This window comes from Burkholderia sp. SIMBA_062 (assembly GCF_046534765.1).
Lineage (GTDB): Bacteria > Pseudomonadota > Gammaproteobacteria > Burkholderiales > Burkholderiaceae > Burkholderia > Burkholderia ambifaria.
In genome coordinates, this window is sequence record NZ_JAWRYD010000019.1 from 46,518 (window position 1) to 59,853 (window position 13,336).

Sequence of the window (13,336 nt, forward strand, 5' to 3'; positions counted from 1 at the left end):
GCGAGCCCGCTGCGGGGTGGCGTGACGTGGCGCCGGCGGGCGCACTTCGCCCGTGTGTGCGCTGACCCGTGGGTGTCCGCCTGACAGGCTATCGCTTGTTTTTGTGAAATACAGTCTCGGGTTTGTATTTTGACGATACATACCATACACTGTATTTTTCGATTACAAGCGATCGCCTGTCATTTCGCGGAGAGCCCATGGCATTCCCTGTCCAGACCTTGAGCCAGTTGCGCCCGATCCTCGTCGGCTTCCGGAAGTCCGCGGGGTTCACGCAGGCGCAGCTCGCCGCCCGCCTCGGCGTCACGCAGCAGTCGTATGCGCAGCTAGAAGCCAATCCGTCCGCGGTCAGCATCGAACGGTTTTTCAAGGTGCTGAACGTGCTGGGAGTGCGCCTGACGCTGGATCCAGGCACGCCGGACGACGCGGCGACGCCCGACGTCGCCGTGCCTGAGCCCGTGCCCGTACCCAAGCGTGCAGCCGCCGCGCGCGGTCGCAAGTCAGGTTCGTCCGGCTCGTCCGCCTTATCCGATACGCCGAACCGCCCGCCAGCCGCCGCGAAGGCTCCCTCCGCCGGCGCGCGGAAACGGCCTGCCGCGGCGACACCCGGCAAGCCCCGGAACCCCAAGCGGGAGGATTGGTGACGATGGCCCGCCGCCCCCGCCACGACCGCCTCGACCTGTGGATGAACGGCATCCCGGTCGGATACTGGGAAGTCCGGCGCGGCGCCGAGCGCCTCGTCTACCTGCCGGCGTGGATCGACGATCCGCAGGGGCGTCCGCTGTCGCTGTCCCTGCCGTTCACGCCCGGCAACCAGCCGCACCAGGGCGCAATCGTCGCCGATTATTTCGACAATCTGCTGCCGGACAGCCAGCCGATCCGCCGCCGCATCGCGCAGCGCTACCGGCTCGGCTCGACGGCGCCGTTCGAACTGCTCGCGTCGATCGGGCGCGATTGCGTCGGTGCGCTGCAGCTGCTGCCGCCGGACGAGACGCCCGTCGACCTGCAAGCGATCGACGGCACCGCGCTCGACGACGCAGCCGTCGCCGACGTGCTGCGCCACGCGACCGCCGCGCCGCTGCCCGGCCACGCGGAACCGGACGGCGAATTGCGTCTGTCGATCGCCGGCGCGCAGGAAAAGACCGCGCTGCTGCGCCACGGCAGCCGCTGGCTGCTGCCGTCGGGCAGCACGCCGACCACGCATATCTTCAAGCTGCCGCTGGGGCGCGTCGGGAACATGCAGGCCGACATGCGCACGTCGGTCGAGAACGAATGGCTGTGCTCGAAGATCGTCGCCGCATACGGCCTGCCGGTCGCCGCGTGCGAGATCGGCCGGTTCGACGACCAGAAGGCGCTGATCGTCGAGCGCTTCGACCGCCGCCCGTCGCGCGACGGCACATGGATCCTGCGGCTGCCGCAGGAGGACATGTGCCAGGCGACCGGCACGCCGTCGGGCGCGAAATACGAATCCGACGGCGGCCCGGGCATCGCGACGATCATGGGCATCCTCGCGAATTCCGCCGAGGCCGAGCAGGACCGGAAGAACTTCTTCGTCACGCACCTCGTGTTCTGGGTACTCGCGGCCATCGACGGCCACGCGAAGAATTTCAGCATCGCGCACCTGCCGGGCAACACGTATCGGAGCACGCCGCTGTACGACGTGCTGTCCGCGCATCCGATCATCGGCACCCGACGCAACCAGCTGCCGCCGCGACGCGCACGGCTGGCAATGGCCGTGTGCGGGAAGAATCGCCATTACGTGATCGCCGACATCCAGCCGCGCCACTGGATCGCGCAGGGCGCGCGGGTCGGTCTGACCGAAGACGAGGTCCGCGCGGCGATGGCCGACGTGGCCGCACGCACCGAACCGGCGATTGCCGACGTCGCGTCGCGCATTCCCGCGGACTTCCCCGCAGACGTGGCCGATGCGATCTTCGACGGGATGCGCCGCCAGGCGCGCAAGCTCGGCGCGGCCGGCTAGGCGCCGCGGGCGCGGGCCAGCGCCGCGAGGTTCCCTTCCCCGAAACCGTGGTGCCCTTGCCGCTGCACGATCTCGAAGAAGATCTCGCCGGGCCGGCGCTTGACGAAGGTCTGGAAGAACAGCCGCGGCACGCCATCGCTGCCGATTTCGCCGTCGACCAGCACCGCACGGCGGCGCAGCGCGTCGAGATCGACGCCGTGCCCCGGCAGCCGCGCATCGACTTCGTCGTAATAGCGCGCTGGCGGCTCGATGAATTCGACGCCGTTCGCGCGCAGCGCGTCGATGCTCGCCAGGATGTCGTCGGTCGACAGCGCAACGTGCTGGACGCCTTCGCCGGGATGGTCCGGCAGATACGCGTGCATCAGCTCGGTGCGCCGCGTGCCTTCCTCGTACACAGGAATCCGCACCGCGCCGCATGGCGACACCATCACGCGCGATTCTTCCGATACATGCCAGTGCGCATCGATCTCGTGGATTTCGCGGAAGTGCAGCAAGTCATGGTAGAAGTCGAGCCATTCGCGCATGCGCCCGGCCCCGACCGTCTGCGTGAAGTGGTCGACCTGTTGCAGGCCCGTGCCCGCGCAATCGAAATCGGTATGCGCGGTCGCGATGTCGATCGGCCGGAAATCGATGTCGAAGATCGAGATGTCGCCCACGCCGCCGCGCTGGCCGTCCCGCCCGCGCCAGCGATCGACGAAATAGAGGTGCGAATCGCCGATGCCCTGGATCGCCGGAATCTTCAGTTCGCCGACCCCGATCCGCTCGCCCTCGAACGCCCACGCGCCCAGTTCGATCGCGCGCTCGAACGCGCGCCGCGCGCTCGCCACGCGCAGCCCGATCGCGCAAACGCCCATCCCGTATTCCTCCGCATAGCGCGCCGCGAACGATTCGGGCTCGGCGTTGATCAGGAATTGCATCTGCCCTTGCCGGTACAGCGTGACGTTCTTGCTCACATGGCGCGCGATCGCCTTGAACCCGAGCTGCTCGAAGCGTTGCGCGAGCGCGTCCGGCACCGGCGCCGCGAACTCGACGAATTCGAGCCCGGCCATCCCGAGCGGATTGGCGGCCGGATCGGCGACGGGCGGCGTATCGCTGGACAGGGGGCGGGAAGTGCCGGGCATTGCAGTCTCCGGGGGCATGCGGTCGATGGGGACGACGCCCGGCGCGCGGCACGGCCGGCCGATGCGACGGCCGGACATCCGCCCGATCCGGGCGAGGTTTTGATGGTCCAGATTTTAACCAGATCGTTCACGGCGGCACACCCTGGCCGAACGGGATATCGGTACCTCGCTTAGTGCAAACCCGAAAAGCGTTCGATAATCGCACAGAATAGTACGATAATCGCGCACTTTGACCGATCGGCTAATTGCCGTGACAGCGCGCGCCCCCTATTCTCCGCTCACCCCATCGACTTAATGCAGCATCGGACGCGGCGCCGCCACGATTCCACGATGCGCCGTGCCAGGAGACTTCGCATGACACCCACCTTCGACACCCTCGACCCCGCCGCTGGCGTGCGCGCGCGCAGCCAGGCCCGCAAGGCCGCGATCGGCAGCTTTGTCGGCGCCGTCGTCGACTGGTACGACTTCCTGCTGTATGGGATCGTCGCCGCGCTCGTATTCAATTCCGAATTCTTCCCGAAGATCAGCCCGACCATGGGCACGCTCGCGGCGTTCGCGACCTTCGGTGTCGGCTTCCTGTTCCGTCCGCTCGGCGGGATCGTGTTCGGCCATTTCGGCGACCGGCTTGGCCGCAAGCGGATGCTCGTGCTGACCGTGATGCTGATGGGGCTGTCGACCGTCGCGATCGGCCTGCTGCCCGGTTTCGCGACTATCGGCTGGTGGGCGCCCGTGCTGCTCGTGCTGATGCGTGCGATCCAGGGCTTCGCGGTCGGCGGCGAATGGGGCGGCGCGGCGCTGATGGCCGTCGAGAGCGCGCCGAAGCAGAAGAAGGCGTTCTACAGCAGTGGCGTGCAGGTCGGCTACGGCGTCGGGCTCGTGCTGGCGACGGGGATCGTGTCGATCCTGAGCCATACGCTCGGCGAGGCCGCGTTCAAGACGTGGGGCTGGCGCCTGCCGTTCGTGTTCAGCATCGTGCTGGTGCTGATCGGGCTGTGGGTCCGCAAGAGCATGGACGAGTCGCAGGAGTTCGTCGAGAAGGTGGAGCACGGCAACCGCAAGCTGCGCCTGCCGGTGCTCGAAGCGCTGACGCGCCATCCGAAGGCGTTCCTGCTGATCGTCGCGCTGCGGCTCGCCGAGCTGTTCACGATGTATATCGTCACGGCATTCGCGCTCAGCTATTCGACGTCGAACCTCGGCCTGTCGCGTGACCTGTTCCTGAACATCGGCCTGCTGGTCGGCGCGGTGAGCTGCGTGACGATCCCGTGCTTCGCGTGGCTCGCCGACCGCTTCGGCCTGCGCCGCATCTACCTGATCGGCGCGGTGATCGGCCTCGTGTCGGCGGTGCCGTTCTTCGTCGCGCTGGAGTCGCGTTCGATCGCGTGGATCGTCGTGTTCTCGATCCTGTTGGCCAATGCCGCGCACGACATGGTCGTGAGTGTCCAGCAGCCGCTCTTCACCGAGCTGTTCGGCGCGGAATACCGCTACAGCGGCGCAGGCGTCGGTTATCAGTTCGCGAGTGTGGTCGGCGGCGGGTTCACGCCGTTCATCGCGGTGGCGCTGGTCAGCATGGCCGGCGGTTCGTGGCACTTCGTCGCCGCTTATCTCGCGGTGGGCTGCCTGATCTCGCTGGTGGTCGCCGCGCGGATGCGGGCGGCGCAGTGACGCAATGACCGCATGGCCGGCCCGCTACGCGGCCGGCCATTTCTGCCGCGCCTTCCCTCTGCCGGCAGTCGGGTGCAATCCGCGCCCGCCCAACGTCAAACACCGTCAATCCCGCACGCAGAAGCCCTTTTTCCGCGCTGAACATTCCACGCCGCGCGCCGACCAATGGCATCATATGGGCCTACGTCAGTCACCGATACGCCCCCATATCATGTCGAATCTCATCGTCCACGGCGGCACTCCGCTGCGCGGGGACATCAAGCCGTCCGCGAACAAGAACGCCGTCCTGCCGATTCTGTGCGCCACCCTGTTGACCGATCAGCCGCTGCGCCTCGTCGGCGTGCCGGACATCACCGACGTGCGCAAGATCCTCGACATCTTCCGCACGCTCGGCAGCGACGTGTCGGTCGACTTCGACACGGGCATCCTCGAGCTCCACCATCGCAACACGACGTTCGACCCGGCCGTTCACCGCCTGCCCGAGGCGATGCGCTCGTCGATCATGCTGATTCCGCCGTTGCTCGCGCGCTTCGGCGTCGCGCGCCTCGAGAACGACGTGAAAGGCTGCACGCTCGGCGTGCGCGAGATCGATCCGCACGTCGAGGTGTTCGAGCGCTTCGGCGCGCATATCGAGCGCACGCCCGATTCGCTGATCGTCCGTGCCGACGGCCCGCTGACGGCCAACGATCACTGGTTCGACTACGCGTCGGTCACCACCACCGAAAACTTCGCGCTGTGCGCGACGGCAGCGCGCGGCACGTCCACGCTGATGAATGCGGCGTCCGAGCCGCACGTGCAGGAGTTCTGCCAGTTCCTCGCGATGATCGGCGTTTCGATCGAGGGCATCGGCACGTCGCGTCTGTGCGTGACGGGCGGCGGCAAGCTCGGCGGCGGCGAATTCCGCTTCGCCGAGGATTTCCACGAAATCGCGACGTTCCTCGCGCTCGGCGCGATTACGGGCGGCGACATCACCGTGCGCAACTCGTCGCCGGAGCATTTCCCGCTGATCGACCGCACGTTCGCGAAATTCGGCGTGACCGTCACGCACCGCGACGGCTGGTCCCGCGCGGAACGCGACGGCCCGCTGCGCGTGCGCCGGCCGTTCACGCAGAACATCCTGACCAAGGTCGAAGCGGCGCCGTGGCCGTACCTGCCGGTGGACCTGCTGCCGATCTTCATCGCGCTCGGCGTGCGCGCGGAAGGCAGCGCGATGTTCTGGAACAAGGTTTACGACGGCGCGCTCGGCTGGTCCGGCGAACTGTCGAAGTTCGGCGCGCACGTGCTGCTGTCGGATCCGCACCGGCTGATCACGTTCGGCGGGCTGCAACTGACGCCGGCGCGCGTCGAGAGCCCGTACATCATCCGCGTCGCGATCGCGCTGCTGATGGTGGCCGCGAGCATCGAAGGCCGCTCGGAAATCATGAACGCGCTGCCGATCCGCCGCGCGCACCCGCACTTCGTCGAAAACCTGCGTTCGGTCGGCGCGAACGTCGAGTGGACGAGCAGCGAGTAAGGTTGGTACGGATGCGGCGCGCATAGTGGTCGCGCCGCATCCGGTTCCTTCGCTTTCCACGCCGTATCTGTAGCTTCAATGTGCCGCCGCGCAGCGTTCTGCCATCGGCCGTCATCTGTTCGCGTCAGCACGCTGCTCGCCGCTTCATTCCCCTCCCGGCAGTCAACGGCAGCCCGATGATCATCGTCGGGAGGTCTCCTCCTGTGGCCCGGTGGCGTCTTGCCGCTCGCGGAAAAACCAGATTCAGACCTGTCCAATTGCCGAAACGTGAGGCCCGGCCATAGGCTTGGTTCCGGACCGGCGGATACCGCCGAAAACCGCGAACCCGCGAGCCAGCAGGAACATGCTCACCCTATGGGACCTCAATTCACCTTGGCGCAGATGCGTGACGTCTGGATCGATGCGTATCGTCACGCCGACGTCGAACAACTCGATTTCGTCGCAAGCCCACACTTCTTTGTCCAGCACGAAACTCGGATTCGCACAAAGGCCCAATTTCTTGCGCGCATGCGCGTCGTAGCTGCCGAGCGCGCATCGGGGAGAGTTTGCGCCGCATATCGGGACGAAACCATGCAGATCGTTACACGGGGGCAACGGGCGACAGTCACGGGCACCGGGTCGGTCTGGATCGGCCAGGCAATCGATTCCCGCTTCGATTTCGTGGAGCGGTGGTGTGTGATTGATGCGCGATGGCGCATTGCCGCCCTTTGCCATGCCCACAAGTAAGCTGGACCGCACCGCGGCTGCCTTCCGGCGATCGATTCGGCCGACTCAGTCCGGCTCGGTTGCCTCGCTCCGCCTGAACCTGAAATCACCCGGCAGCTTGCCTCTGAAACGCCGCAAAGACAGAAGAAGCTCTTCGGGGCATGCGTCTCCGCTCGCGGCCACAGCGCCGGCGCGGCGAACGACGATTTCGATTTCGTCGCCTTCACGGATTCCCAGTTCGTCAACCAGACCGGCCGGAAGGCGCACGGCCAGGCTATCCCCCCACTTTGCAATCCGCATACGACCTCCCTCGATAAACGTCGTCGACTCTATCTCTGCGCGACCCAACCGGCCACGATGGTGCAGCAACGGATTCGCCGCCGCCCCGCACTTCGAGCGATAATCGCCCAAATTCGCGCGAACACCGCGCAGCCACCGTCCAGCCGCCGCCAATGAAAAAACCCGACCTCGACCGACGCGACTGGATCGCCGGCCTCGAAAAAGGCCTGGCGATCCTGGAAGCGTTCGACAGCCAGCACGCGCGGATGACCCCCACCCAGGCCGCCGCCCGCACCGGGCTCACGCGCACGGCCGCGCGGCGCTACCTGCTGACGCTCGAATCGCTCGGCTACGTGTACACCGACGGCAAGCTTTACGGCCTCACGCCGCGCGTGCTGCGGGTCGGCTGGTCGTACTTCGATTCGGCGCGGCTGCCGCGTACGGTCCAGCCCTATCTGCAGCAACTGAGCGCGTCGCTGAACGAATCGGCGTACGTGAGCGTGCTCGATGGCTGGGAACTCGTGTTCATCGCCCGCAACGGCGTGTCCCGCGTGATGACGACCGGCTTCGTGCTCGGTGCACGCGTGCCGGCGCCGCTGACGTCGCCCGGTGTCGTGCTGCTCGCGCACCATCCCGATCGCGAAGCCGTCAGCGCGTGGCTCGCCGACGCCGAACTCGCGCCGTTCACGCCGCACACGATCACCAACAAGGCACGACTGCTCGAACAGGTCGACCACGCGCGCGACGCGGGCTTCGCGGTCATCGAGCAGCAACTGCAGGTCGGCGTGCGCGGCATCGCGGTGCCGTTGAAGAATCGTCACGGCGAAGTCGTCGCCGCGCTGAGCACGAACATGCCGATCGGCACGGAATCGACGGACGCGGCCGTGCGGCGCGTGCTGCCGCATCTGCAGGAAGCCGCGCTGGCGATGCTCAACGTGCTGTAGGCGTTCGGCGCAGGCGCGCACGCCGGGCGCCCCCGACAGTCACCCGATCCGCCACCACCGTGGCAGCAGATCGCGCACCTCCCGCCGCCGGTAACGATCGTCGATCAGGTGCACGACGCCCTCGTCGTGCTCGGTGCGGATCACGCGCCCGGCCGCCTGCACGACCTTCTGCAAGCCCGGGTACAGATACATGTAGTCGTAACCGTTGCCGAAACGCGCATCCATCGCGCGCCGCATCTGTTCGTTGACGTCGTTGACCTGCGGAAGCCCGAGCGTCGCGATGAACGCACCGATCAGTCGCTCGCCGACGAGATCCACCCCTTCCGAGAACGCACCGCCCAGCACCGCGAAGCCGACACCGCGCCCGCCCGCGTCGAAGCGCGCGAGAAACGCGTCGCGCTCGCTTTCGGCCATGCCGGGCGCCTGGGCCCATACGGGCACGTCCGGATGGCGCGTCTGCATCAACGCGACGACGCGCCCGAGATAGTCGAAGCTGCTGAGAAAACCCAGGTAGTTGCCGGGCCGCGTCGCATACTGCGCGGCGATCAGGTCCGCGATCGGTTCGAGCGAACGGTCACGGTCGCGCCAGCGGGTCGACACATGGCTCGCGACGCGCACGGTCAGTTGCTCGGCGCGAAACGGCCCGTCGACGTCGAGCCAGCCCGTGTCGGCCGGCAGCCCGAGCGTGTCGCGATAGAAATGAAACGGACTCAGCGTGCCGGAAAACAGCACCGTCGCGCGAGCGGCTTCGTAGCGCGGCGCGAGAAAGGCGGCCGGAATCACGTTGCGCACGCACAGCGTCGACTGGATGCGGCGCCGGCGCCCGGCCGGCGCGACGCCGTCGAGCCCCGACTGGCGCGGCAGCGGCTCGCCGTGCAGCGTCGCGTCGAAGATCGATGCGCTGTCGAACGCGTCGGCGAGCACGCCGAACTGGATCGCCTCGAAATGAAACCGCAGCAGCGCGTCGCCGTTCGCGCGCGGCGCATCGGTCAGGTGTTCGCCGATTGCCGCGACGAGGTTCTGCACGGCCGACACGATCGGGCCCGGAATCTCCGGATAGGCCGCATAGCGCTCGGCCTGTGCGCGATTGACCGTGCCCCATGCGCGCGCGAGCCGGTCGAACGCCTTGCGCAGTGCCGCCGGCGCCGCCTCGCGCGCGGCCGCGAACGCGAACGGGTCGAGCGACGCGCTGTACATCCTGCGGGCGCGATCGAGCAGGTTGTGCGCCTCGTCGACGAGCACGCCGACCCGCCACTGGTTCTGCTGCGCGAGCGTATGCAGCATCGCGCTGCCGTCGTAGTAGTAGTTGTAGTCGCCGATCACCATGTCCGACCAGCGCGCCAGCTCCTGCGACAGGTAATACGGACAGACGTCGTGCGCGAGCGCAGCCTCGCGCACGGTGGCGCGATCGAGCAGCCCGGCGCCGATCGCCGCGTCGCGCGCGGCCGGCAGCCGGTCGTAGAAGCCTTGCGCGAGCGGACACGATTCGCCATGACACGCGCGGTCCGGATGCTCGCATGTCTTGTCGCGGGCGACGAGCTCCAGCACGCGCAGCGGCAGCGCCGACGTACCGGCGCCGAGCGTCGTCGCCGCTTCGAGCGCGAGCGCGCGGCCGGGCGTCTTCGCGGTCAGGAAGAACACATGATCGAGCTCGCCCTCGCCGCACGCCTTCAGCAGCGGGAAGACCGTGCCGAGCGTCTTGCCGATGCCGGTCGGCGCCTGCGCCATCAGACAGCGTTCGTCGCGCGCCGCGCGATAGACGGACACCGCCAGCTCGCGCTGACCGCTGCGGAATTGCCCGTGCGGAAACGCCAGCGCACGCAGCGCCGCATCGCGGGCCGCGCGATGCTCGGTCTCGCGCTCGGCCCAGCCGACGAAGCACGCGCACTGCTCGGCAAAGAACGCGGCGAGCACGTCGGCGCTCAGGGTTTCCGTCAGCACGGTCTCGCGCTCGGACACGATGTCGAAATACACGAGCGCGACGTTAATCTCTGCGAGGCCGCGTGCATCGCACATCAGGTGCGCGTAGACCTTCGCCTGCGCCCAGTGCAGCGCGCGGTGATTGGCCGGCATTGCATCGAGGCTGCCGCGGTAGGTCTTGATCTCCTCGAGCCGGTTCGCGACCGGATCGTAACCGTCCGCGCGTCCGCGCACGGTCAGCGTGCCCCACGTGCCGGTCAGCGCGGTCTCGGTTTCGTAGCGCGCGCCGCGCTTCGACGTGACCGCGCCGTGACCGGCGATGCCTTCGAGCGCGGTCGGCGCGGGTGTGAAGCGCAGGTCGAGATCGCCGCGTCGCGCGGTGAACTCGCACATGGCCCGCACGGCGACGACATAGCTCATGCCGACAGCCCCACCGCCTCGGCCTGCGCGACGTCGGCGCCCGCCCATTCGACATCGACGACACGCACCGGAATGCCGTGCGCGAGGCAGTACGCGAGCCAGCGCGTCTGGTTGTCCTGCAGCCGGTCGCCGGGGCCCTTCACCTCGATCAGTTCGTAGCGCCGCTCGCCCGGCCAGAAACGCACGAGGTCGGGCAGCCCCGAACGATTGCTGCGGATGTCCGCGAGCAGGCGCGTGAACCACAGCCGCAGGTGCTCGGGCGGCAGGCAGGCCAGCGCCTCGTCGAGCAGCGCGTCGGTCAGCACGCCCCAGAACACGAACGGCGATTGCAGCCCCGCTTTCGTCGCATGGTGCCGGCGGATCGTGTCGCGGTACGCGCCCGAGTCGAGCTGCGCGAAACAGGCGGCGAACGCGTCCGTGCGGCGCACCGCGAAATCGGGCGCGTGGAGGTCGGCCGGGCCGCGCTGGAACGGGTGAAAGAACGCGCCGGGCACGGCCGCGAACACGGGCTCCCAGCACAGCAGCCCGAACAGCGAATTGATCAGCGTGTTCTCCACGTAATGAACGGGCGCGTGGGGCTGCGCAAGATGGTCGCGCACCGCGAATTCGACGCTGACGAACGCTTCGGGACGCGCCAGCACGAGCGTTTCGCGCGGCACGTCAGGCGCGCTGCCCGCGCGTTCGACCCGCTGCCCGAGACGCCGCTGCAGGCGCGGCAGCATCCGCTCGACGCGCTGGCGTTCCTCGTCGCTTTCGAAACCGCCGCGCGCATCGAGCGCCAGCGCGAGTGCATCGTCATCGCGTCCGCAGCGTTCGAGCACGCGAATGCGCCGATGCCGACTGCCCGGCCATGCGCTGCGCGCATACGCGTCGAGCGCGGCGTCCCAGTCGGCGCGCCGCTCGCACGCTTGCCCGAGCGAGAACAGCAACTTCGAGCCGCGGGTCGCGAGCCACGGCTGCGCGCAGCCGATCGCGTCGATCGCCTGCAGCAGGTCGTCGAACGGACGGTCGTCGGGCCATGCGTCGAGGGCTTCGCGGCAGGTCTGCAGCGCGAGATACGCATCGACGTCGGCGCGCTGCTGGAACGCACGCGAGGACGGCGCGTACGGCACGCTTTCGTACTGGAACACGCCGAGATCGGCGAGCACGAATTCGCTCCAGTCCTGATGAAGATTGCCGAAGAACATCAGCCGCAGCCGGTCGCACAACGCGCCGATCGTCACGCGCAGCACGCAATCGTCGGCCTGCGCGCACCACGCGTCGAGCGGCTGCGCGACGTCGTACACGAGCCGCAGCCGTTCGAGCCAGTCGGGCTTGCGCTCGCCCGCGTGCGCGGCGAGCGACGGGAACGCCTTCAGCAGATCGGCCTTGGTCGACAGCGCGAACAGCTCGTCGAGCGTGAGCGCGGGCGCCGGATCGATCCAGCCGAGTGCGACGAGCGGCGCGGCTGCGTCGAGCGTGCTGCCGATTTCGTCGTACACGAGCTTGCTCGCCCGGAAGTCGGAGCCGCTGCGCATCAGCATCCGCACGAGCAACGCGCGCGACGCTTTCGGCAATTGCGCGAATTGCCGGAGAAACGCGTGTTCGTGCGCGTCGAGCAGGTCGTCGTAACGCTCGCCGAGCCAGGCCAGCGCGCGTTCGAAATTGGTCAGGTAGTAAAACGCCGGAGGCGTCGGCGATGCAGGCGTCACGGGGATCGATCACTGTACGTTTGTACAGGTGCCAATCATATCAAATGTGACGAACAATGCCGCACGCCCGCACGCCCGCACGCCCGCACGCCCTGCCGGCGCCCATCCGGTCAGAACTGGTAATTCACCGACATGTCGAACACGCCGTTGGTCGACTGCTGCGTGATCGGGCTGCGCCTTGCGCGGCCGACGAGCTGCTCGATCGCGCCGTCCATCGTCACGAACCAGTGCTTGTTGACGAACCAGACCATCGTCACGCCGGCGCCGAACGACTTCATCCCCGCACCCGGCGAATAGGTCGACAGGCCCGAACGCGCGGACGCGCCCTGACTCACGCCGAACCAGCCGTTCATGTAGCGCGAATCGGCGAACGACACGGTCGGGCCGGCGAACCAGAAGAAGTGCTCGTTGCTGCCCGGCATCGGCATGTAGGCCGAGAAATCGCCGACCCAGCCGTTCGAGCCGCCGATGCTGCGCCGGACATCCGCGCGCAGCACGAGCGGGAACTCCTTCGAGATCACATAATCGGCCGCGAGCTTCATCACCGGCGCCGCGTTGATGTTGTCGAGCCCGTTCAGGTGGTCGAGATCGTCGGCCGAGCGGCGCCCGAGGTCATAGCCGACCGACATGCTCACGCGCCAGTTGGGCCCGCGCAGCACGTTCGCGCCGAGCCCGTCGCCCGTCGACAGGAAGAACAGGTCCCGATAGCGCACGTCGAAATTCGGGCCGCCCATCACGCGGTAGCGGTCGGAACCCGCGTAGCGCGGCTGCAGCGTCATCGCGGCGCCGACGCTGACCTGCCACGTGGGAACGGTCGGGTTGAACAGCTTCTGCAGCGGCACCCCCGCCGAGTATTGCCATTCGCCGAGCGGCGAAGGCGTCTGGGCCGACGCGTCGCGGGCGCCCGCCGCCGCGAGCGCGGCGAAGGCGGACAGGCCGGACACGAACCGGCGGGTGGCGGGTGACAGCAACGGGCGAGCAACGGTCATCAAGGCAGTCTCCGTCGGTTGCGCGAAACGAACCTGCAGGAAAGCGCGTCGCGCTTCGTCAGCTGCAAAGGCAGGCAGCTGACGGCGCGAACGTAGCGTGCGCTGAATTAATGA

The 13,336-nt window shown here is 67.9% G+C and carries 11 protein-coding genes; 6 read left to right on the forward strand and 5 right to left on the reverse strand.

The genetic code is table 11. From position 1 onward, the window contains the following. The first annotated feature begins 197 nt into the window (after positions 1-197). Both SB786_RS21295 and SB786_RS21300 read left to right on the forward strand, forming a co-directional pair. Positions 198-641: a helix-turn-helix domain-containing protein gene (locus SB786_RS21295; RefSeq protein ID WP_410729210.1), complete on the forward strand. Its 444-nt coding sequence runs from the start codon at positions 198-200 to the stop codon at positions 639-641. 2 nt (positions 642-643) lie between these two features. Then, positions 644-1,978: a type II toxin-antitoxin system HipA family toxin gene (locus SB786_RS21300; RefSeq protein ID WP_410729211.1), complete on the forward strand. Its 1,335-nt coding sequence runs from the start codon at positions 644-646 to the stop codon at positions 1,976-1,978. On the opposite strand, the gene SB786_RS21305 is transcribed toward SB786_RS21300, so the two are convergent. Next, a complete protein-coding gene (locus tag SB786_RS21305; protein WP_410729212.1) occupies positions 1,975-3,099 on the reverse strand; it encodes a 4-hydroxyphenylpyruvate dioxygenase family protein in 1,125 nt (374 codons plus the stop codon). The genes SB786_RS21300 and SB786_RS21305 overlap by 4 nt on opposite strands. 354 nt (positions 3,100-3,453) lie before the next feature. On the opposite strand from SB786_RS21305, the gene shiA reads away from it, so the two are divergent. From shiA to SB786_RS21320, 3 genes are all read left to right on the forward strand, one after another. Further along, entirely contained in the window at positions 3,454-4,761 is a 1,308-nt protein-coding gene (gene shiA / locus SB786_RS21310; protein ID WP_410729213.1) for a shikimate transporter, read from the forward strand. 211 nt (positions 4,762-4,972) lie between these two features. Next, a complete protein-coding gene (locus SB786_RS21315) occupies positions 4,973-6,274 on the forward strand; it encodes a UDP-N-acetylglucosamine 1-carboxyvinyltransferase (RefSeq protein WP_410729214.1) in 1,302 nt (433 codons plus the stop codon). A 354-nt stretch (positions 6,275-6,628) separates the two neighbouring features. After that, positions 6,629-7,000: a DUF4440 domain-containing protein gene (locus SB786_RS21320; RefSeq protein ID WP_410729215.1), complete on the forward strand. Its 372-nt coding sequence runs from the start codon at positions 6,629-6,631 to the stop codon at positions 6,998-7,000. Between the two features lie 45 nt (positions 7,001-7,045). Here the strand turns inward: SB786_RS21320 and SB786_RS21325 are convergent, their stop codons facing one another. Next, positions 7,046-7,279, reverse strand: a complete 234-nt coding sequence (locus tag SB786_RS21325; RefSeq protein ID WP_410729216.1) for an AbrB/MazE/SpoVT family DNA-binding domain-containing protein — start codon at positions 7,277-7,279, stop codon at positions 7,046-7,048. A gap of 152 nt (positions 7,280-7,431) precedes the next feature. Between SB786_RS21325 and SB786_RS21330 the strand changes: the two genes are divergently transcribed. Then, positions 7,432-8,202, forward strand: a complete 771-nt coding sequence (locus SB786_RS21330; RefSeq protein ID WP_410729217.1) for an IclR family transcriptional regulator C-terminal domain-containing protein — start codon at positions 7,432-7,434, stop codon at positions 8,200-8,202. 39 nt (positions 8,203-8,241) lie between these two features. On the opposite strand, the gene SB786_RS21335 is transcribed toward SB786_RS21330, so the two are convergent. The 3 genes from SB786_RS21335 to SB786_RS21345 form a co-directional block, all read right to left on the reverse strand. After that, positions 8,242-10,542 (reverse strand): ATP-dependent DNA helicase, encoded by a 2,301-nt coding sequence (locus SB786_RS21335; protein WP_410729218.1) that lies wholly within the window; start codon positions 10,540-10,542, stop codon positions 8,242-8,244. Next, positions 10,539-12,233 (reverse strand): VRR-NUC domain-containing protein, encoded by a 1,695-nt coding sequence (locus SB786_RS21340; RefSeq protein ID WP_410729219.1) that lies wholly within the window; start codon positions 12,231-12,233, stop codon positions 10,539-10,541. Before SB786_RS21340 ends, SB786_RS21335 begins: the two co-directional genes overlap by 4 nt. Before the next feature lie 110 nt (positions 12,234-12,343). Continuing rightward, positions 12,344-13,222 carry a MipA/OmpV family protein gene (locus SB786_RS21345; protein ID WP_410729220.1) on the reverse strand — a complete coding sequence of 293 codons (879 nt, stop codon included), beginning with the start codon at positions 13,220-13,222 and terminating at the stop codon, positions 12,344-12,346. Positions 13,223-13,336 lie beyond the last annotated feature (114 nt).

Coding starts and splice junctions, on each gene's coding strand:
- SB786_RS21295 (WP_410729210.1), top strand. CDS start 198: ATGGCATTCCCTGTCCAGACCTTGAGCCAGTTGCGCCCGATCCTCGTC.
- SB786_RS21300 (WP_410729211.1), top strand. CDS start 644: ATGGCCCGCCGCCCCCGCCACGACCGCCTCGACCTGTGGATGAACGGC.
- SB786_RS21305 (WP_410729212.1), bottom strand. CDS start 3,099: ATGCCCGGCACTTCCCGCCCCCTGTCCAGCGATACGCCGCCCGTCGCC.
- shiA (WP_410729213.1), top strand. CDS start 3,454: ATGACACCCACCTTCGACACCCTCGACCCCGCCGCTGGCGTGCGCGCG.
- SB786_RS21315 (WP_410729214.1), top strand. CDS start 4,973: ATGTCGAATCTCATCGTCCACGGCGGCACTCCGCTGCGCGGGGACATC.
- SB786_RS21320 (WP_410729215.1), top strand. CDS start 6,629: ATGGGACCTCAATTCACCTTGGCGCAGATGCGTGACGTCTGGATCGAT.
- SB786_RS21325 (WP_410729216.1), bottom strand. CDS start 7,279: ATGCGGATTGCAAAGTGGGGGGATAGCCTGGCCGTGCGCCTTCCGGCC.
- SB786_RS21330 (WP_410729217.1), top strand. CDS start 7,432: ATGAAAAAACCCGACCTCGACCGACGCGACTGGATCGCCGGCCTCGAA.
- SB786_RS21335 (WP_410729218.1), bottom strand. CDS start 10,542: ATGAGCTATGTCGTCGCCGTGCGGGCCATGTGCGAGTTCACCGCGCGA.
- SB786_RS21345 (WP_410729220.1), bottom strand. CDS start 13,222: ATGACCGTTGCTCGCCCGTTGCTGTCACCCGCCACCCGCCGGTTCGTG.